This is a genomic window from Aeromicrobium sp. EU05-FHT14F07, from assembly GCF_058790455.1.
Map to the genome: position 1 here is coordinate 24,365 of NZ_JBYTCR010000019.1, position 18,803 is coordinate 43,167.

Below are 18,803 nucleotides of genomic sequence, written 5' to 3' on the forward strand. Positions count from 1 at the left end.
GCAGCACACCGTCGGGGCACCCCCTCGCCGCTCCCGTTCGCCACCCGGGGCCCGGCACCCCCGCACCCTCTCGCCGCTCGGGGCCCGGCACCCCCGCGCCCCCTCGCCGTCCGGGGCCCGGCACCCCCGCCGCTGCTACGGTGAGCGCGCCAGTCACCCTCTCGAGGGTCAGGGAACCCGGTGCGACTCCGGGACTGACGCGCAGCGGTGTGGGAGACGTGGCGGACCACGACGCCACTGGGAGCTCGCTCCTGGGAAGGCGGTCCGTCACCGCGACCCCGAGTCCGAAGACCTGCTGGCCGCCACCCCGCCGGGGCGGCGTCACCCGACACGGGGCTCTCGCGCACGGAGCCCCCGGACCCGAGACGAGACCCCATGCCCTCCCCCGTCCGCGTGCGACCGCGCCGCACCACCGCCCTCGTGGCCGCACTCAGCCTCGCCGCGCCGCTCGCCGCCTGCGGCTCCTCGTCACCGGGACCCACCGACGACGCGTCCGCCGCGGCCGGGTTCCCGGTCACCGTCGAGAACTGCGGGCACGACGTCACCGAGCAGGCCCCGCCCCGGCGCATCGTCGCCATCAACCAGCCCGCCACCGAGCTGCTGCTGAGCCTCGGCCTCGCCGACCGCATGGCCGGCTACGGCGTCAGCGACCACGACTTCCTGCCCCAGCTGAAGGCCGAGGCCCGCAGGACGAAGGCCCTCGACGCCGAGTTCCCCGGCTTCGAGTCGATGCTCTCGCTCGAGCCCGACCTCGTCTACGCCACCTTCGCCTACGCGTTCACCGGCGAGGGCGTCGCGCCGCGCGCGAAGTTCGACCAGGTCGGCATCCCCACGTACCAGTCGCCCAGCGAGTGCGGCGGCCAGGACGCCCCGCACGACGAGCCGCTCACCCTCGACGACCTGTACGCCGAGATCGGCGACGTGTCGCGCCTGACCGGCGTCGAGGAGCGCGGCGACCGGCTCGTCGCCGAGCTGCGGGAGCGCGCCCGGAAGGTCACCGTCGACCTCGACGCCGACGACGTGACGCTCGGCTGGTGGTACGCGTCGACGAAGAGCCCGTACATGGCCGGGTGCTGCGGCGCACCGGGCCTGATGACGCGCGCCGTCGGCGCCACCAACGCGTTCGGCGACAACGAGCGGCTCTGGCCCGAGACGAGCTGGGAGTCGATCCTCGACGCCGACCCGACCGTCCTCGTGCTCGCCGACCTCGAGCGCGGCGGCGACGGCGACAGCGCGGCGGCCAAGATCCGCTTCCTCGAGTCCGACCCCGTCGCGCGTCAGCTCACCGCCGTCAAGAAGCGTCGCTACGTCGTGCTCGGCGGCACGACGATGGACCCGTCGATCCGCAACGTCGACGGCATCGAGCAGCTCGCGCAGGGTCTGCGCGACCTGGGCGTCGTGCCCGACCGGCGCTAGCCGAGCACCTCCGACAGCAGGGCGACGTCGCGCAGCAGGAGGGCGGCGGAGCGCACCAGCGGGACGGCCGCGAGCGCACCGCTGCCCTCGCCGAGACGCAGGCCGAGGTCGAGCAGCGGCTCGAGGCCCAGCTTCTCCAGCGCGAGCGACTGCGCCGGCTCGGTCGAGCGGTGCCCGGCGGCGAACCACGCCGACGCACCAGGCGCGAGGTCGTCGGCGGTGAGCGCGCACGCGACGGAGATCAGGCCGTCAAGCAGCACCGGCACACCGGCCTCGGCGGCCGCGACGAGGAACCCCACCGTCGCCGCGAGGTCGGCGCTGCCGAGCGCGGCCAGCCGCTGCACGGGGTCCGCCACGCGGTCGCCCGCGCGGTCGAGCGCCGCCTGCACGACCTCGCCCTTGCGCACCAGCGACGCGTCGTCGATGCCCGTGCCACGTCCGACGACCTCCGCCCCCGGCAGCCCGAGCGACGCGGCGACCAGCGCGGCCGTCGGGGTCGTGTTGCCGATGCCCATGTCGCCCGTGACCAGCAGCTGGGCGCCCGCGGCGATCTCCTCCTCCGCGATCGTCCGCCCCGCAGCCAGCGCCCGGACCGTCTCGTCCATCGTCAGCGCGTCCTCGACGTCGATCGACCCGCTGCCCCGCCGCACCTTGTGGGCGCGCACCGCGTCAGGCAGGTCGGCGAGGTCGTCGTCGACGCCGAGGTCGAGCACGCGCAGGCTCACGCCGTGCTGGGCCGCGAGGACGCTCGCCCCCGCGCGTCCGGCGGCGAACGTGCGGACCATCGCCGGCGTGACGGCGCTCGGGAAGGCGGAGACACCCGACGCGGTCACGCCGTGGTCACCGGCGAGCACGACCGCCCGCACCTGGTCGACGGGACGCGGCGGCACCTCGCCCTGCGTCGCGGCCACCCAGCAGGCGAGGTCGCCGAGCCGGCCCAGCGCCCCGGGAGGCGTGGCCAGGCCCGCGAGCCGCTCGACCGCGGCGGCGTGGACCGCCGGGTCGGGAGGACGGACGGCGGACGGGGTGCTCACGGGCTCGACGGTCACGGGTGAACGGTACGACGTCGTGCCGGCGCGGCGCCGGGGCAGGACGCAGCACCGAACGCCGACCCCGCCCGCGTTCGCACCATGAGACGCGCGCCACACCCCGGTGGCGCGCACCGGCCGATGCCCTACGCTCGGCACGTCGACCACCACGGAAGCCGGTGGAAGTCCGGCGCAGTAGCGCTACTGTGACGTCGCCCCAGCAGCACCGGGGAGACGGAGCCAGACCCTGGTCGTCGACAGCCCTCCATCCACGGGACGCACTCATCCCTCAGGAAAGGCCTGCCATGTCGCAGCTGAACCCCTCCGTCGACACCCCCGCGGTGCCGGTCGTCTCCATCCCGGTCCGCGAGCTCGCCCCCTGGGCGCTGTTCATCGCGCTCCTCGCCGTCGTCGCGCTCTACTTCGTGGGCGCCGAGCAGGGCGCGACCTCCCTCATCTCCGGCACCGGCGTGCACGAGTGGGTGCACGACGGACGCCACCTGCTCGGCTTCCCCTGCCACTGAACGACGCTGCCACTGACCGACCCTGCGGCCGACCATGCCTGAGCCTGGCTGGCCCTGCCTGCGGACCCGGCCTCCGGGTCCCCGCCCCGAGCCCACGGCGACACCGTGGGCTCCCCCGTCGTCGAACCGCGGCCCGAGCGACCCGTCAGTGCGACGGGACGTGTCGCGCTGCTCCCGCTCGGGAAGGACACGACCCATGAGCACCACCCGCACACCCCACCTGACCGCCCGCACCTTCCTCGTCCACGGCCTCCTTGCCGGACTGCTCGGCGGCGTGCTGGCCTTCGCCGCCGCCTCCGTGGTCGGCGAGCCGCCCATCGACCGCGCGATCGCCCTCGAGGAGTCGGGCGGCGCCGCCGCCGACGCGGACCACTCGCACGAGGAGGGTGCGCACTCCCACGAGGAGTCCGGCGGACACTCCCACGGCGACGACGACGCCGCGATCAGCCGCGGCGAGCAGGCCGGCCCCGGCCTCGCGACCGCCACGATCGTGGTGGGCCTCGTCGCCGGCGGCGTCGTGGGCATCGCCTCGGCCTTCGCCGTCGGACGGCTCGGGGGCCTCGGCCCCGTGGGCTCGACCGCCGTCGTGGTGCTGCTGGCCTACCTCGCCTACACGGTCGTCCCGTGGCTGAAGTACCCGCCGAACCCGCCGGCCGTCGGCTCGGCCGACACGATCGGCGAGCGCACCGCCCTGTACTTCGGCTTCGTGGCCGTGTCCCTGCTGGCCGTCGTGGCCGCCGTCCTCCTCGCACGCGCCCTGCTGTCCCGCGGCCCCTGGGTCGCGGTCGTCGCCGGGGCGCTGTTCTACCTGGTCGTGGTCGGCGTCGCCGGACTCGTCCTCGCGCCCATCGACGAGGTGCCGGACTCCTTCCCGGCCACCACCCTCTACGCCTTCCGCATCGGCTCCCTCGCCACGAGCACGGCCCTGTGGGCGGGTGTCGCCCTGGCCCTCACCGGGCTCACGGCGCGCACGTGGCGGGCGCACCAGGCCGACGTCGAGCGCCGGGCGGCCGCCGCCGCGCTCTGACCTCGTCGCGAACGCCGCCTCCCCACGACGCTGGGGAGGCGGCGTTCCCATGAACCCAAGATGTAGGGGTTACATTCGTGTAGTTCCCCGTATATGGTGGGTCGTGCAGCTGGTTCGGCCCGTCAGCCAGACGGGTCGTCGTAAGAGGGAATCCGGTGAGAGACCGGAACTGCCCCGCAGCGGTGAGTGGGAACGAACGGTGTCATCAGCACTGGGTCCCTGTAGAGATACAGCCCTGGGAAGCGACACCCAGTAGGCGGCAGCGATGCCTGGCCCGCGAGTCCGAAGACCTGCCAGTGCTCCACCGCCACCGGTGGAGGTCCGCGACCTCGTGGGAAGGTCCAAGGATCAGACGACGTCGTGGCACGGCCGCGACCCGTCCTCCTCTCCCCGCGTGCCCGTGGACTGCGTCAGTCACGACGAGTTCACGAGGGGTGAACCGATGACCATCACCGTCATCAAGCGCGACGGCAGCCGAGCCGACTACGACGGCTACGAGATCGCGAAGTCCATCGAGGAGGCGGCCACCGGGCTGCCCGACCAGGTCTCCCGGGCCACGCAGCTGCGCGCCGAGCTGGAGATCACGCTGTTCGACGGCATCACCAGCGAGCAGCTCGACGAGGCCGTCATCGGCGTCGCGCTGCAGAACGTCAAGGACGACCCGGCCTTCGACACGATCGCGTCGCGCCTGCTGGTCAAGACGCTCTACAAGAAGATCTTCGGCGAGGGCGTCACCCGCGACGAGGTGTACGCCTTCCACGGTCCGGCGTTCGTGCGCGCGATCCTGCGCGGCGTCGAGCTGGGACTGCTCGACGAGCGGCTGGCCGAGGCGTTCGACCTGGAGCGGCTCGGGTCGGCCCTCGACCCCGACCGCGACGACCTGCTGCGCTACGTCGGCGCGCAGACCATGCGCAACCGCTACATGATCACCGAGCCCGACGGCACGCCCCTGGAGGTGCCGCAGTTCTTCTGGATGCGCGTGGCGATGGGCCTCGCGCTGAACGAGGAGGACGCCACGTCGGCCGCGCTGGCGTTCTACGACAAGATGTCGCGGCTGGAGTACCTCGCCGCCGGCTCCACCCTGGTCAACGCGGGCACGTCCTACAGCCAGCTCTCCAACTGCTTCGTCATGCAGATGGAGGACGACATCGAGCACATCGCCAAGAGCGTCCGCGACGTCATGTGGCTGACGAAGGGCACGGGCGGCATCGGCCTGTCGGTCACGCAACTGCGCGCCGAGGGCTCGCCCATCCGCTCGAACAACACGACGTCGACGGGGCCCATCCCGTTCATGCACACCATCGACTCGACGCTGCGCGCCGTGAGCCGCGGCGGCAAGAAGTTCGGCGCCCTGTGCTTCTACATGGAGAACTGGCACCTCGACTTCGGCCAGTTCCTCGACCTGCGGCAGAACTCCGGCGACCCCTACCGGCGCACCCGCACGGCCAACACGGCGGTCTGGATCTCCGACGAGTTCATGAAGCGGGTCGAGGCCGACGCCGACTGGTACCTCTTCGACCCGCTCGACGTCGGCGACCTGCCCGAGCTGTTCGGCCAGGCGTTCAGCCGCCGGTACGCCGAGTACGCGGCGCAGGCCGAGCGCGGCGAGATCCGGCACAAGAAGCTGAAGGCACGCGAGCAGTTCCGCGCCATCCTCACGACGCTGCAGACGACGTCGCACCCGTGGCTGACGTGGAAGGACACCGTCAACACCCGCGCCCTGAACCAGAACACCGGCACGATCCACCTGTCGAACCTGTGCACCGAGATCTGCCTGCCGCAGGACCGCGAGAACATCAGCGTCTGCAACCTGGCGTCGATCAACCTCTCGCGGCACGTGCTCGGACGCCGTGGCGACGCGCGCGTCGACTGGGACCGGCTCGCCGAGTCCACCCGGCTCGCCGTCCGCCAGCTCGACAACCTCATCGACATCACCATCAGCTCGGTGCCGGAGTCGGAGCGCTCCAACGAGGAGAACCGCGCGCTCGGGCTCGGCGTCATGGGCTTCACCGACGTCGTGGAGCGGTTCGGCTGGTCCTACGAGAGCGAGCGCGCCTACGACCTCATGGACGAGGTCATGGAGTTCGTCAGCTGGCACGCGATCGACGCCTCGGCCGACCTCGCCCGCGAGCGGGGCGCGTACCCCAACTTCGCCGGGTCGCGCTGGAGCCAGGGCCTCGTCCCGTTCGACTCCCTCGACCTGCTCCAGGCCGACCGCGGCGTGCCCGTCGACGTCACGCGCCGCTCCCGCCTGGACTGGGACACGCTGCGCGCCAAGGTCAGCGGCGGCATCCGCAACTCCACCCTCATGGCCATCGCGCCGACCGCCTCGATCGGCCTCGTCGCCGGCACCACGCCCGGCCTGGACCCGCAGTTCAGCCAGATCTTCAGCCGGGCGACGGCCGCGGGCAAGTTCCTCGAGGTCAACCGCAACCTCGTCGAGGATCTGCGCGAACGCGGCCTCTGGGAGACGCTGCGCGAGGACCTGCTGCGCCACCAGGGCGACCTGTCGAAGGTCGAGGGCGCACCCGCCGACCTCGTCGAGATCTACCGGACCAGCTTCCAGCTGTCGCCGTACGCGTTCCTCCAGGTGGCGGCCCGCGCACAGAAGTGGATCGACCAGGCCATCAGCCGCAACATCTACCTCGCCAGCCGCGACGTCGGGGACATGGTGGAGCTGTACGCCGCGGCGTGGCGGATGGGTGTCAAGACCACCTACTACCTGCACATGATGCCGCGGCACACGGCCGAGCAGAGCACCGTCAAGGTCAACAAGGCCGAGGCGGTCACCCCCCAGGGTGCGGCGACGTCGAGCGGACGGGGCTTCGGCGCCCGCCGCGGGTTCGGCGCCGCCACCGCGGCCCCGGCACCGGCCCCGACCCTGACCACAGTCGTCGAGGAGCCGACGCCCGTCGTCCCCGACGCGGTCCAGGAGCTCGACGTCGTCGACGGGTCCGCCTGCCCGATCGACCCGCAGGAACGCCTGCAGTGCGAGTCCTGCCAGTAGCCACCACCCCACCCCACCGCTGAGTGTGACGTTTGCGGGCCGGATCGGCCCCGATCAGCCCGCGAACGTCACGCTCAGGGAGAGAGCGAGACACCCCCATGCCCATCCTCGGCACCGGCATCCAGGAAGGCCTGCTGCTCAAGCCCGTCACCTACCCGTGGGCGATGGAGCTGTACGACCAGGCCGTCGCCAACACGTGGTTCCCCAACGAGGTGCAGCTCGGCGAGGACCTCGCCGACTTCGAGCGCATGAGCGACGACGAGCGCCACGCGCTGACCTTCCTCATGAGCTACTTCAACCCGAACGAGCTGCTCGTCAACAAGGCGCTCGCGTTCGGCGTGTACCCCTACGTCAACGCGGCGGAGTGCCACCTCTACCTCGCGAAGCAGATGTGGGAGGAGGCGAACCACTGCATGAGCTTCGAGTACGTGCTGGAGACGTTCCCGATCGACCGGGTCGCGGCGTACGAGTCGCACGTGAACGTCCCCTCGATGGCCGCGAAGGAGGCCTTCGAGGTGCGCTTCATCCAGCGGATGACCGAGCAGACCCTCGACATCACGACCACCGAGGGCAAGCAGGACTTCGTGCGCAACCTCGTCGCCTACAACGTGATCCTCGAGGGGATCTGGTTCTACTCCGGCTTCATGGTGGCGCTGAGCTTCCGCCAGCGGAACCTGCTGCGCAACTTCGGCTCCCTCGTCGACTGGATCGTGCGCGACGAGAGCCTGCACCTGAAGTTCGGCATCAACCTGGTCCTCACGGTCCTCGACGAGAACCCCGAGATCGCCACCGAGGAGTTCGCCGCGGAGATCCGGCAGATGATCCTCGACGCGGTCGCGATGGAGGAGGCCTACAACCGCGACCTCCTGCCGCACGGGATCCTCGGGCTCAACGCCGACTACATCAACACCTACGTCCGCTACCTCGCCGACCGGCGCCTGGAGGAGCTCGGCTTCGAGCCGCACTACGGCGTGGCGAACCCGGCCAAGTGGATGGCAACCGCCAACGACACGCTGCAGCTCGTCAACTTCTTCGAGTCGATCAACACCTCCTACGAGGTCAACGCCCGCGCGGGTTCCTGAGGGGCGGGCGAGCATGTCGTGCATCGGGTTCTTCACCGCGGAGCAGCTGGCCCGGGTCAGGGCGGCGGGCGACGACCCCCGCCCGGTCTCGACGTTCCGCTCGCCGGAGGCGTCGGCGTCGAAGCGGCGACGGGTGGCCGACATGGCCACGTCGCCCGACGCCGCGGTGCGGGCCGCGGCGGCGGGCTCGTCGCTCGCGTCGCCGGAGGCGCTCGGCCGGCTGGCCGACGACCCCGACGTCGGCGTCCGGTGCGCCGCGGCCCGCAACCCCTCCGCGTCGCCGGACCTGCTCGGTCGCCTCGCGACCGACGCGCACGAGACGGTCCGCGGGTGGGTGGCCGCGAACCCGGCAGCACCCTCCGAGCTGCTCGCGCGGCTCGGCACCGACCCGTCGGCGACCGTGCGGTCGGTGGCCGCGTGGGCCCGGCGTTGGTGAGGGTGGTGCTCGTGAGGGAGGGGCTGGTGACGGTCCCCTCGCGCCGGCGCGGCGACGGCGCCGCGGGTAGCCTCCCGTCCATGTCCCGAGCCCTCACCGTCAGCGACACCGTGGTGGTCGGCGTCCAGCCCGACGTGGTCTACGCCGCGCTCAGCGACGTCCGGCAGATGGGGCGCTGGAGCCCGGAGAACACGGGCGCCGAGCTCGCCGACCCCGCCGCACCGATCGGCGTCGGCACGGTGTTCGTCGGCACCAACCGGCGCGGTCGCGCCCGCTGGCACACGCGCTGCGTCGTGACGGCCGCCGACCCGGGTCGACGCTTCGCGTTCGACGTCCGCGCGTGGGGCCCGGGTCGACGACTGCTGCCGGTGCGCGTGGCGTCGTGGGAGTACACGTTCGAGCCGGCCGTGGGCGGCACGCTGGTGACCGAGACGTGGCTCGACGGTCGCACCGGCTGGCCGGACTGGACCGCGTCGGTGTTCGACCGGGTGGCCACCGGGCGCGACTCCTTCGCGACGTTCCAGCGCGGCAACATCCGGCGCACGCTCGACCGGCTCAAGCGCGAGCTGGAGCGGGAGCGCGACCGCGAGCAGGCCACCCAGGACCGCACCGACGACGACGCGTCGTGAGCAGCGGTCGTGGCTGAGCTGGACCGCCTCGGCGAGTTCTTCGCCGTCGAGCGGACCGTCGAGGGCGACGGCTGGCACCCCCTGGCCGACCTCGTGGGCGGCAGCTACCTGCACACGCGCGTGGTGGCGACGCACCTCGCGCTCGCGGAACGGTCCCCGGCGGCGGTTCCGGGCCACGGGCGGCAGGCGGTGGAGCCCCGGGTCGCGGCGTCGGTGGCGTCGCTCGGCCTGTTCGCGCGCCTGCTGTCGCCGACCCTGGGCGCGATGCTCCTCGACGTCGACGCGCCGGCTGACCTGCACTGGCGCGAGCGTCCGACGGGCACGCTCCCCCTCGCCGCGGGCGCGTGGTCGCGGCCCGACCTCGACGCCGTCCTGGACGACGTCGTCACCCCGCTCGCAGCGCGCCTGCGTGCGGAGCACTCGGTCTCGGCGAAGGTGCTGGCGGGCAACGCGGCCTCGGCGGTGTTCGGCGCGCTGCGCATGGCCACCCTCGCGCGCCCCGACCTCGCCGACCGCGCGCTCGACGTGGGCGCCCGGGCGCTCGCGCACCCGTACCTCGACGGCACCGGAGAGCCCGACCTGCCGTTCCGACGCCGCTCCTGCTGCCTCTTCTACCGGATCCCCGGCGGCGGCACCTGCGGCGACTGCGTCCTCAGTAGTGGTAGCGGGCCTGCAGGATGACGATCGCGTCGTCGGCGACGAGGTAGACGAGTCGGTGCTCCTGGTCGATGCGTCGCGACCAGGCGTTGGCGACGCCGTACTTCAGCGGTTCGGGCTTGCCGATGCCGGAGAACGGATCCCGCACGGCGTCCTCGATGAGCCGGTTGAGCCGCTTCAGGGTCTTGCGGTCGGTGACCTGCCAGGACACGTAGTCCTCCCAGCCCTGAGGCGTGAAGGAGATCAATCCACCAGCCCGTGCCGCTCGACCTCTCCGACCCGGGCGGCGTCGGCGGCGTCGAGCAGACGACGCGCGTTGGCGGGCGAGCGGAACAGGTAGGCCGTCTCGACCCACGCGTCGTAGTCCTCGGTGGCCATGACGGTGACCGATCCGTGCTTCGACGTGACCTCCACCGGCACACGGTCCTCGTTGATCGTCTTGATGAGCGGGAAGAGCTCCCGCCGCGCCTCGCTCGCCGTGATCGCCATGACGCCTCCTTCGGTGGTACGAGAAAGCGTACCACTCGTGGGCGGCGTCAGCCGTCGTCGTCGCCCACCGATAGGGGGTTCGGGCGGTCCGACGACTAGGCTGGCCGGGACCCGTCGCCGCGGGTCGGGGAAGCCGGTGCGAGTCCGGCGCGGTTCCGCCACTGTGACGCCTGCGAGCAGGTAAAGCCAGACACCCTTCGCGGCGACTCCCGCCGTCCGGGGCGAGAACCCCGAGGAGGAACCCCGATGACCCGCATCGCGCTGCTCTCGACGTCCGACACCGACCTGCTCTCGGCGCGCGCCAGCGGCGCCGACTACGTGTACGCGAACCCGGCCAAGCCGGGTCACACCGACATGGCCGCCGCGATCGAGGCGGCCGACCTCGTCGTCGCGCGCATCCTCGGCTCGCCGCAGGACCTCTGCTCCGGCTTCGCGCGCATCCGCGCCACCGGCAAGCCGATGGTCGTGCTCGGGGGCGAGCAGTCGCCCAGCGCCGAGCTGATGGAGCAGTCGACGGTGCCGATCGGCGTGTGCGCCGACGCCCACGTGTACCTCGCCGAGGGCGGTCCGGAGAACCTCGCCCAGCTGCACGCCTTCCTGTCCGACACCGTCCTGCTGACGGGTGAAGGCTTCGAGCCCCCGAAGGTTCTCCCGGAGTGGGGCCTGGCCCCCCGCCCGCAGGGCGCCGACGCCGCGGAGAACGCCGGCAAGGCCCGCATCGGCGTCCTCTACTACCGCGCCCACGAGGCGAGCGGCAACAGCGGCTTCGCGCACGCGCTGGCCGATGCGATCGACGCCACCGGCGACGCCGTCGGCGTCCCCATCTTCAGCTCCTCCCTGCGCGCCGCGCCGGACGCCCTCTTCGAGGAGATGGCGAGCCTCGACGCCCTCATCGTCACCGTGCTCGCGGCCGGCGGCACCAAGCCCGGCACCGTCAGCGCCGGCGGCGACGACGAGTCGTGGGACGTCGCGCGGCTCAAGGCCCTCGACATCCCGATCCTGCAGGGCCTGAGCCTCACGTCGAGCCGCGCCGAGTGGGAGGCGTCCGACGACGGCGTCTCGCCGCTGGACTCCGCGAACCAGATCGCCATCCCGGAGTTCGACGGCCGGATCATCACCGCCCCGTTCTCCTTCAAGGAGGTCGACGAGGACGGGCTGCCCCGCTACGTCGCCGACCCCGAGCGCAGCGCCCGCGTGGCCGGCATCGCCGCGGCGCACGCCCGCCTGCGCCACACGCCGCCGGCCGAGCGCAAGGTCGTGCTCATGCTGTCGGCGTACCCGACGAAGCACAGCCGCGTCGGCAACGCCGTCGGCCTCGACACCCCCGCCTCGACGATCCGCCTGCTGCGCGCCATGCGCGACGCCGGCTACGACCTCGGCGCCCCGGGCGAGATCCCGGGCCTCGAGCTCGACGACCTGACCGAGGCCGGCGACGCGCTCATCCACGCGCTCATCGACGCCGGCGGCCAGGACGAGGAGTGGCTCACGCACACCCAGCTCACCGAGAGCCACGTGCGGATCCCCGCCGGCCGGTACGCCGAGTGGTTCGATCGCTTCCACCCCGACCTGCGCGACGCGATGCTCGACGCGTGGGGGCCCGCGCCGGGCAGGCTCTTCGTGAACGGTGAGCAGGAGATCGTCCTCGCCACGATCCGCGCCGGGAACGTCGTGCTGATGATCCAGCCGCCCCGCGGCTACGGCGAGAACCCGGTCGCGATCTACCACGACCCCGACATGGCGCCGTCGCACCATTACCTCGCCGCGTACCGCTGGGTGGAAACTCCGCCGTCAGGAGGGGGGTTCGGGGCGCACGCCGTCGTCCACCTCGGCAAGCACGGCTCGATGGAGTGGCTGCCGGGCAAGAACGCGGCGCTGTCGGCGTCGTGCGGCACCGACGCCGCGATCGGCAACCTGCCGCTGATCTACCCGTTCCTCGTCAACGACCCGGGCGAGGGTGCGCAGGCCAAGCGGCGCGCGCACGCCACGATCGTCGACCACCTCATCCCGCCGATGGCGCGTGCGGAGAGCTACGGCGACATCGCCAAGCTCGAGCAGCTGCTCGACGAGTACGCCAACATCGGCGCGATGGACCCGGCCAAGCTCCCGGCCATCCGCGAGCAGATCTGGACCCACATGCGGGCCGCGGAGATGCACCGCGACCTCGGCCTCGACGACCAGCCCGACGACGAGGGCTTCGACGACTTCATCTTCCACGTCGACGGCTGGCTCTGCGAGATCAAGGACGCCCAGATCCGCGACGGCCTGCACGTCCTCGGCCAGGCGCCGGGCGGCGAGGCGCGCGTGAACCTCGTGCTCTCGATCCTGCGCGCGGCGCAGATCTGGGGTGGCGAGACCGGTGCCGTCCCCGGCCTGCGCGCCGCGCTCGGCCTGCAGGGCGACACCGAGGGGCAGGACCGCGAGTCGCTGCAGCGCATCGACGCCGTCGAGGAGCAGGCCCGCGCCCTGGTGCAGGGCATGGAGGACGCCGGCTGGGACACCGCCGCCGTCGACGGCCTGCACGACGACCCGGTCGTCCGCGACGTGCTGCGGTTCGCCGCCGAGCAGGTCGTGCCGCGCCTCGCGCAGACCACCGACGAGCTCGACCACGTGCTGCACGCGCTCGAGGGCGGCTTCATCCCCGCCGGTCCGTCCGGCTCGCCGCTGCGTGGCCTCGTCAACGTGCTGCCCACCGGCCGCAACTTCTACACCGTCGACCCCAAGGCCGTGCCGTCCCGACTGGCCTGGGAGACCGGCCGCGCGATGGCCGACTCGCTGCTCGAGAAGCACCTGTCCGACACCGGCGAGTACCCGCGCTCCGTCGGCCTCTCGGTCTGGGGCACGTCGGCCATGCGCACGTCGGGCGACGACGTCGCCGAGGTGCTGGCGCTGATCGGCGTCGAGCCCGAGTGGGACCCGGCCTCGCGCCGCGTCAACGGCCTGCGCGTCGTGCCGCTGGAGGAGCTGGGCCGCCCGCGCATCGACGTCACCGTCCGCATCTCCGGCTTCTTCCGCGACGCGTTCCCGCACGTCATCGGCATCCTCGACGACGCCATCCGCCAGGTGGCCGAGCTCGACGAGCCGCTCGAGCAGAACTACGTCCGCGCACACACGGAGGCCGACCTCGCCGAGCACGGCGACCAGCGTCGCGCCACGACCCGCATCTACGGCTCCAAGCCGGGCTCCTACGGTGCGGGCATCCTGCAGGTCATCGAGGCCGGCAACTGGAAGACCGACGACGACCTCGCCGAGGTCTACACGGCGTGGGGCGGGTTCGCCTACGGCCGCGACCTCGACGGCCGGCCCGCCGCGGAGGACATGCGCGCCAACTACCGGCGCATCGCGGTCGCCGCGAAGAACATCGACACCCGCGAGCACGACATCGCCGACTCCGACGACTACTTCCAGTACCACGGCGGCATGGTCGCGACGGTCCGCGCGCTCACCGGCGCCGAGCCGAAGGCGTACGTCGGCGACTCGACCACGCCCGACGCGGTGCGCACCCGCACGCTGCAGGAGGAGACCACGCGCGTGTTCCGCGCCCGCGTGGTCAACCCGCGCTGGATCTCGGCCATGCAGCGCCACGGCTACAAGGGCGCGTTCGAGCTGGCGGCCACCGTCGACTACCTCTTCGGCTTCGACGCGACGGCCGGCGTCGTGCACGACTGGATGTACGAGAAGCTCGCCACCGAGTACGTCCTCGACGAGACCAACCAGGAGTTCATGCGGACGTCGAACCCGTGGGCGCTGCGCGGCATCGTCGAGCGGCTGGGCGAGGCGGCCGAGCGGGGTCTGTGGGCCGAGCCCGACCCGGAGGTCGTCGCGGCCATGCAGCAGGTGTACCTCGACCTCGAGGGCGACCTGGAGGACCGGCACGCGTGACCCGGCTGGGCGGTGCGCGGCGGCTGACCCCGGCGGGGGTGCCGGGGCTCCATGACCGCGGGGGGCGGCGACTGACCCTGGTCGGGATCGGCCTGGGCCATCCGGACCACCTGACGCTGGAGGCCGTGGCGACGCTGCGGTCGGCGTCGGTGGCGCTGGTGACGGTGAAGCGGGCGGGCGACCCCCTGGCCGCCGCGCGTCGTGAGCTGATCGCCCACCACGCACCCGACCTTCAGGTCGTGGAGGTGATCGACCCCGAGCGTGACCGGTCGGCCGCGTCGACGTCGACCGCGGCGGGCTACGAGGGCGTCGTCGGCGACTGGCACGAGGCGCGGGCCGAGGCCTGGGAGCGGGCGCTCGTCGAGCACCCGGACGGCGACGCCGTCGTCCTCGTGTGGGGCGACCCGGCGTTCTACGACTCGACCGTCCGCGTGGTGGAGCGGGTGCTCGCGCGCGGTGCGGTGACCTTCGACTGGTCGGTCCTCCCGGGCATCTCCGCGCTCCAGCTGCTGGCCGCGCGGCACCGGATCGTGCTGCACGAGGTCGGGCAGCCCGTGCACGTGACGACCGAGCGGCGCCTGCGCGAGGCGGTCGAGCAGGGCCAGCGCAACGTCGTCGTGTTCCTGACCTCCGGGACCGACCTGACCGGCCTCGACGACTGGCACGTCTGGTGGGGTGCCAACCTCGGGTCGCCGTCGGAGCGGCTCGTGGCCGGCCGGGTCGCCGACGTCGCGGACGAGGTCGCCCGCGCCCGGGCAGCCGCCAAGGACGAGGCCGGCTGGGTCATGGACCTCTTCCTCCTCCGCCTCTCCCCTTCCCTTTCCCGCTGAGTGTGACGTTTGCGGGCCTGATCGCGTCGATCGGGCCCGCAAACGTCACACTCAGCGCAGGTGGGAGGTGGGAGGTGGGGTCAGGCCTCCTCGGTCTCGTGGGAGTCGGTGAGGGTGCTCGCGCCGTAGGCGGCGATCGAGCCGGCCACGACGGCCAGCACGAGGAAGACGATCCGCTCGCCGTGGAAGAACGACGCCACGAGCTCGGGCGTCCACGCGCCGGTCGGCAGGACCTGCACCACGAGCGCTGCCAGCAGCGTGCCGACGAGAGCCGTGCCGACGCTCGTGCCGAGCTCCTGCGCGGTGTCGTTCAGCGCGGCGCCGAGCGACGTCCGGTTGCCGGGCATCGCGCCGATCAGCGCGACGGCGCAGGTCATCATGACGGTGCGCAGGCCGATCACCATCACGACCATCGCCACGAGGATGGCGAGGTACCCGTGCTCGACGGCGTACCCCATCCCGAGCAGGCCGACGGCGAGCAGACCGGCGCCGACGAGGCACGCGACGCGGTGCCCGAACCGCTTGACCATGGTCTCGGTCAGCGGGTTCGACAGCAGCATCGTGACGATCATCGGCAGGTTCGCCAGGCCGGCACGGACGGGACTCCAGCCGTAGGCGTACTGGAAGTGCAGGACGAGCGAGAACATCACGCCGGTCATCGCGACGGAGGTGCCGAGCTGCGCGATCGTCGCCCCGCGCACCGTGCCGCGGCGGAAGACGTCGAGGTCGAGCATGGGCGAGGCGGTGCGGCGCTCGTGCCGGACGAAGAGGATCGCGGCGGCGACCGACCCGAGCACGCAGGCGAGGGTGACGGCCGACAGCCAGCCGCGCTCGACGCCGCTCGTCAGGGCGTACGCGCCGAGACCGATCGCGGCGACGCTGAGCACGGCACCGGGCAGGTCGAGCGCGTCGTCGGTGAGGTCGTCGGCGTGGTCCGCGGCAACGCCGACGCGCACCCCGACCCAGGCGACGAGCGCGATGGGCGCGTTCACGGCGAGCAGCCACTCCCACCCCACGTGCTCGAGCGCCGTGCCGCCGAGCACGGGTCCGAGCACGAAGCCGGCCATGCCGACCATCATCATGATCGGGAACGCGCGACGCCGCAGCGCCTCGTCGTCGAAGAGGCGGAACACGAGCGAGTTGGTGATCGGCGCCATCGCGGCGGCGCAGAGCCCGAGCGCGGCGCGCAGGGCGATGAGCTCGGCCGTCGAGCCGACGAGCAGCGCGCCCAGGCTGATGGTGCCGAAGGCAGCGAGCCCGACGAGGAGCACGCGGCGGCGGCCGAAGCGATCGGCGACCGACCCGGCGGTGAGCATGAGGCCGCCGAAGGTGAGGGCGTAGGCACCGGTGACCCACTGCAGCGACGTGGTGGTGCCGTGCAGGTCGCGGCCGATGGTGGGCAGGGCGATCGACAGCAGGGTGTTGTCGACCATCTCGACGAAGAACGCGAGGCAGAGGGCGGTGAGGGGGATCCAGGCGGCGCGCAGCGAGGGGTAGGTGCGGGTCGTCGGAGCTGTGGTCGTGGTCGTCATGAGCCACCTCCGGAAGCATCGAACAGCGTTCGACTGTCGAACGCTGTTCGAGACGATAGAACATCGTTCGATAGGATGCAAGGGTGAGTCCCCGACGACCTGCCGCCGGCGCGCCCCGCCAGCCGCGCCCACCCGGCCCGCCGCGACGTCAGCCGCCCCCGCGCAGCCGGACCACCCACTCGATGGAGTCCGTCCTCACGGAGGCGGTCAGGCTCCTCGATGAGGCCGGCGAGCCCGCCCTGACGTTCCGCGCGCTCGCCGCACGGCTGGGCGGCGGCGTGGCCAGCATCTACTGGTACGTCTCGAGCAAGGACGAGCTGCTCGAGCGCGCCGCCGACTTCGTCCTCGAGGGCGTCCTCGACGCCACGGACGGCTTCGTCGACGGCGACCCGGTCGACGACCTGCGCCGTACCGCGATCGCCCTCTTCGACGCCGTGGCCGACCGCCCGTGGCTCGGCGCCTACTTCATGCGCAACACCGGGTCGCAGCCCAACTCGCTGCGCTACTACGAGCGGGTCGGCCAGCACGTGCTCCGCCTGGGCCTGGACCCGCTCGAGACGTTCAACGCCGCGTCGGCCGTCATCGGCTACGTCATCGGCATCGCGGCCGACCTCGGCCAGCAGCCGCCCGAGGAGGTCGTCGACGGCAGCACCACGCGCTCGGACTACCTGGCCCGGACCGTGGCCGAGTGGCGCGAGCTCGACCCCGACGAGTGGCCGTTCCTGCACACCATCGTCGACGTGTTCGCCGACCACGACGACTCCGACCAGTTCCGGGCCGGCCTCGACCTCCTCCTCGCGGGCCTGAGCCTGCGAGCGGGCCACCACCCCCCTCCCCCACCCCGCTGAGCGTGACGTTTCGGCCCCGATCCGCGGCGGATCGGGGCCGAAACGTCACGGTCAGCGGGGGACGAGGTCGGCGACGGTCGTGCGGGCGAGGGTCGCCTCGGTGGCTCGGGCGACCTCGGCGTCGACCCGGGTGAGACCGTCCTGGATGCTGCGTCCCACGGGGCAGCGGGGGCTGGGCAGGTGGATCGCCAGCACGGGCTCCTCGCCGCGCACGAGCCGCCAGACCGTGTCGAGCCGGATGTCGGCGGGGTCGACCAGCAACCGCCAGCCGCCGCGCGCACCGGGCGTCGAGGCCAGGAGTCCCGCCTCGCGCAGCGGCGCGAGCACCCGACGGACGTGCACGGCGGTCACCTGCGTGCTGGCCGCCAGCTCGGTGGCCCCGACGAGTCGACCCGTCCGCGACCCCGGCCCCGCCCCAGCACCGGCGAGGTAGGTGAGCACGTGCACCGCCACGGCGAACTGGGTGCTCTGCGGACTGGCCATGCCCCCAGTCTGGCACATCCATCATCAGCGTGGTTATAGTTACAACAACCGCAATCACTCTGCACACGAATGGGGACACCATGACCACCTACGCCATCACCGGAGCCTCGGGCCAGCTCGGCTCGCTCACCGCCGACCACCTCCTCGAGCAGGTCGACGCGTCCGACGTCGTCCTGCTGACGCGCTCCCCCGAGAAGATCGACCGCCCCGGCGTCACCGTGCGCGCCGCCGACTTCGACGACCCGACCACCCTCGCCACCGCCTTCGAGGGCGTCGACGAGCTGCTGCTCGTCTCGACCGACGCCGTCGGCAGCCGCGTCGAGGGCCAGCGTCGTGCGATCGAGGCCGCGAAGGCCGCCGGCGTGCGCCGCGTGCTGTACACGTCGGTCACCTCACCCACGGAGGACAACCCCGCCGCCGTGACGCCCGACCACCGCGCCACCGAGCAGGACCTGCGGGACAGCGGCCTGCGCTGGACGTTCCTGCGCAACAACCTCTACGCCGACATGCAGGCCGACACCGTCGCGCAGGCGGCCGCCTCGGGCCAGCACGTCACCAACACCGGCGACGGTGGCGCCGCGTACGTGACCCGCGCCGACTGCGCCGCCGCGGCGGTCGCCGCCCTCCTGAGCACCGAGCTCGACGACGTCGCCCTCGACGTCACGGGTCCGCGAGCGGTCACCGCCGACGACATCGCGACGCTCGCGGCCCAGCGCCGGGGCGAGCCGGTCGAGGTCGTCCACGTCGACGACGCCGCCTACGTCGCCGGTCTCGAGCAGGCCGGGCTGCCGACGCCGGTCGCCCAGCTCCTCGCCTCGTTCGGCACGGCCATCCGCGAGGGCCGGCTCGCCGCCGTCTCCTCGGCCGTGGAGGACCTCACCGGCCGTCCGGCGAGGCCGCTCGAGGACGTCGTCTCCTGACGCGCGACCGTGCGGC

At 72.7% G+C, this 18,803-nt stretch carries 17 protein-coding genes and 3 riboswitches; of the genes, 12 read left to right on the forward strand and 5 right to left on the reverse strand.

Annotated features, from left to right (window positions below):
- Nucleotides 1-148 precede the first annotated feature (148 nt).
- Nucleotides 149-300, forward strand: a riboswitch (cobalamin riboswitch).
- A gap of 75 nt (nt 301-375) precedes the next feature.
- Nucleotides 376-1,416 (forward strand): ABC transporter substrate-binding protein, encoded by a 1,041-nt coding sequence (locus AC3WRM_RS15405; RefSeq protein ID WP_492249422.1) that lies wholly within the window; start codon nt 376-378, stop codon nt 1,414-1,416.
- Here the strand turns inward: AC3WRM_RS15405 and cobT are convergent.
- Nucleotides 1,413-2,465: a nicotinate-nucleotide--dimethylbenzimidazole phosphoribosyltransferase gene (gene cobT, locus AC3WRM_RS15410; protein WP_492249421.1), complete on the reverse strand. Its 1,053-nt coding sequence runs from the start codon at nt 2,463-2,465 to the stop codon at nt 1,413-1,415. The genes AC3WRM_RS15405 and cobT overlap by 4 nt on opposite strands.
- Before the next feature lie 284 nt (nt 2,466-2,749).
- On the opposite strand from cobT, the gene AC3WRM_RS15415 reads away from it, so the two are divergent.
- The 7 genes from AC3WRM_RS15415 to AC3WRM_RS15445 all read left to right on the forward strand — a co-directional run bounded on the left by AC3WRM_RS15415 (nt 2,750) and on the right by AC3WRM_RS15445 (nt 9,830).
- Complete coding sequence (locus tag AC3WRM_RS15415) at nt 2,750-2,968, forward strand: CbtB domain-containing protein (RefSeq protein WP_492249420.1); 219 nt, start codon at nt 2,750-2,752, stop codon at nt 2,966-2,968.
- 196 nt (nt 2,969-3,164) lie between these two features.
- The gene (locus tag AC3WRM_RS15420; RefSeq protein WP_492249419.1) at nt 3,165-3,995 is read left to right on the forward strand and encodes a CbtA family protein; all 831 of its coding nucleotides are present in this window, start codon (nt 3,165-3,167) and stop codon (nt 3,993-3,995) included.
- Nucleotides 3,996-4,087: 92 nt separating this feature from the next.
- A riboswitch (cobalamin riboswitch) is annotated at nt 4,088-4,307 on the forward strand.
- 130 nt (nt 4,308-4,437) lie between these two features.
- Nucleotides 4,438-7,002 carry a ribonucleoside-diphosphate reductase subunit alpha gene (locus AC3WRM_RS15425; RefSeq protein ID WP_492249418.1) on the forward strand — a complete coding sequence of 855 codons (2,565 nt, stop codon included), beginning with the start codon at nt 4,438-4,440 and terminating at the stop codon, nt 7,000-7,002.
- Nucleotides 7,003-7,100: 98 nt separating this feature from the next.
- A complete protein-coding gene (locus tag AC3WRM_RS15430; protein ID WP_492249417.1) occupies nt 7,101-8,084 on the forward strand; it encodes a ribonucleotide-diphosphate reductase subunit beta in 984 nt (327 codons plus the stop codon).
- A gap of 13 nt (nt 8,085-8,097) precedes the next feature.
- The gene (locus AC3WRM_RS15435; RefSeq protein ID WP_492249416.1) at nt 8,098-8,520 is read left to right on the forward strand and encodes a HEAT repeat domain-containing protein; all 423 of its coding nucleotides are present in this window, start codon (nt 8,098-8,100) and stop codon (nt 8,518-8,520) included.
- An 80-nt stretch (nt 8,521-8,600) separates the two neighbouring features.
- Nucleotides 8,601-9,149 (forward strand): SRPBCC family protein, encoded by a 549-nt coding sequence (locus tag AC3WRM_RS15440; protein WP_492249415.1) that lies wholly within the window; start codon nt 8,601-8,603, stop codon nt 9,147-9,149.
- A 9-nt stretch (nt 9,150-9,158) separates the two neighbouring features.
- The gene (locus AC3WRM_RS15445; protein WP_492249414.1) at nt 9,159-9,830 is read left to right on the forward strand and encodes a (2Fe-2S)-binding protein; all 672 of its coding nucleotides are present in this window, start codon (nt 9,159-9,161) and stop codon (nt 9,828-9,830) included.
- Here the strand turns inward: AC3WRM_RS15445 and AC3WRM_RS15450 are convergent.
- Both AC3WRM_RS15450 and AC3WRM_RS15455 read right to left on the reverse strand, forming a co-directional pair.
- Nucleotides 9,802-10,017 carry a Txe/YoeB family addiction module toxin gene (locus tag AC3WRM_RS15450; RefSeq protein WP_492249413.1) on the reverse strand — a complete coding sequence of 72 codons (216 nt, stop codon included), beginning with the start codon at nt 10,015-10,017 and terminating at the stop codon, nt 9,802-9,804. The two genes, AC3WRM_RS15445 and AC3WRM_RS15450, sit on opposite strands and share 29 nt — an antisense overlap.
- Before the next feature lie 32 nt (nt 10,018-10,049).
- A complete protein-coding gene (locus AC3WRM_RS15455; protein WP_492249412.1) occupies nt 10,050-10,295 on the reverse strand; it encodes a type II toxin-antitoxin system Phd/YefM family antitoxin in 246 nt (81 codons plus the stop codon).
- Nucleotides 10,296-10,385: 90 nt separating this feature from the next.
- Nucleotides 10,386-10,511: riboswitch (cobalamin riboswitch) on the forward strand.
- A gap of 30 nt (nt 10,512-10,541) precedes the next feature.
- Between AC3WRM_RS15455 and cobN the strand changes: the two genes are divergently transcribed.
- Both cobN and cobF read left to right on the forward strand, forming a co-directional pair.
- Nucleotides 10,542-14,174 carry a cobaltochelatase subunit CobN gene (cobN, locus tag AC3WRM_RS15460; RefSeq protein ID WP_492249411.1) on the forward strand — a complete coding sequence of 1,211 codons (3,633 nt, stop codon included), beginning with the start codon at nt 10,542-10,544 and terminating at the stop codon, nt 14,172-14,174.
- Nucleotides 14,171-15,004 (forward strand): precorrin-6A synthase (deacetylating), encoded by an 834-nt coding sequence (cobF, locus tag AC3WRM_RS15465; protein WP_492249410.1) that lies wholly within the window; start codon nt 14,171-14,173, stop codon nt 15,002-15,004. Before cobN ends, cobF begins: the two co-directional genes overlap by 4 nt.
- Before the next feature lie 80 nt (nt 15,005-15,084).
- On the opposite strand, the gene AC3WRM_RS15470 is transcribed toward cobF, so the two are convergent.
- Entirely contained in the window at nt 15,085-16,536 is a 1,452-nt protein-coding gene (locus AC3WRM_RS15470) for an MFS transporter (RefSeq protein ID WP_492249409.1), read from the reverse strand.
- 83 nt (nt 16,537-16,619) lie between these two features.
- On the opposite strand from AC3WRM_RS15470, the gene AC3WRM_RS15475 reads away from it, so the two are divergent.
- Entirely contained in the window at nt 16,620-17,384 is a 765-nt protein-coding gene (locus AC3WRM_RS15475) for a TetR/AcrR family transcriptional regulator (protein WP_492249408.1), read from the forward strand.
- A 51-nt stretch (nt 17,385-17,435) separates the two neighbouring features.
- Here AC3WRM_RS15475 and AC3WRM_RS15480 read toward each other — a convergent pair whose 3' ends face one another.
- A complete protein-coding gene (locus AC3WRM_RS15480; protein ID WP_492249407.1) occupies nt 17,436-17,867 on the reverse strand; it encodes an Rrf2 family transcriptional regulator in 432 nt (143 codons plus the stop codon).
- A gap of 80 nt (nt 17,868-17,947) precedes the next feature.
- Here AC3WRM_RS15480 and AC3WRM_RS15485 point away from each other — a divergent pair, with 80 nt between their 5' ends.
- Nucleotides 17,948-18,787 (forward strand): NAD(P)H-binding protein, encoded by an 840-nt coding sequence (locus AC3WRM_RS15485; RefSeq protein ID WP_492249406.1) that lies wholly within the window; start codon nt 17,948-17,950, stop codon nt 18,785-18,787.
- Nucleotides 18,788-18,803 lie beyond the last annotated feature (16 nt).

Excerpts from the sequence above, each read along its gene's own strand:
- AC3WRM_RS15405 (WP_492249422.1), top strand. The coding sequence starts at position 376 with ATGCCCTCCCCCGTCCGCGTGCGACCGCGCCGCACCACCGCCCTCGTG.
- AC3WRM_RS15430 (WP_492249417.1), top strand. The coding sequence starts at position 7,101 with ATGCCCATCCTCGGCACCGGCATCCAGGAAGGCCTGCTGCTCAAGCCC.
- AC3WRM_RS15425 (WP_492249418.1), top strand. The coding sequence starts at position 4,438 with ATGACCATCACCGTCATCAAGCGCGACGGCAGCCGAGCCGACTACGAC.
- AC3WRM_RS15455 (WP_492249412.1), bottom strand. The coding sequence starts at position 10,295 with ATGGCGATCACGGCGAGCGAGGCGCGGCGGGAGCTCTTCCCGCTCATC.
- AC3WRM_RS15470 (WP_492249409.1), bottom strand. The coding sequence starts at position 16,536 with ATGACGACCACGACCACAGCTCCGACGACCCGCACCTACCCCTCGCTG.
- AC3WRM_RS15485 (WP_492249406.1), top strand. The coding sequence starts at position 17,948 with ATGACCACCTACGCCATCACCGGAGCCTCGGGCCAGCTCGGCTCGCTC.
- AC3WRM_RS15435 (WP_492249416.1), top strand. The coding sequence starts at position 8,098 with ATGTCGTGCATCGGGTTCTTCACCGCGGAGCAGCTGGCCCGGGTCAGG.
- AC3WRM_RS15480 (WP_492249407.1), bottom strand. The coding sequence starts at position 17,867 with ATGGCCAGTCCGCAGAGCACCCAGTTCGCCGTGGCGGTGCACGTGCTC.
- cobN (WP_492249411.1), top strand. The coding sequence starts at position 10,542 with ATGACCCGCATCGCGCTGCTCTCGACGTCCGACACCGACCTGCTCTCG.
- AC3WRM_RS15440 (WP_492249415.1), top strand. The coding sequence starts at position 8,601 with ATGTCCCGAGCCCTCACCGTCAGCGACACCGTGGTGGTCGGCGTCCAG.
- AC3WRM_RS15420 (WP_492249419.1), top strand. The coding sequence starts at position 3,165 with ATGAGCACCACCCGCACACCCCACCTGACCGCCCGCACCTTCCTCGTC.
- AC3WRM_RS15415 (WP_492249420.1), top strand. The coding sequence starts at position 2,750 with ATGTCGCAGCTGAACCCCTCCGTCGACACCCCCGCGGTGCCGGTCGTC.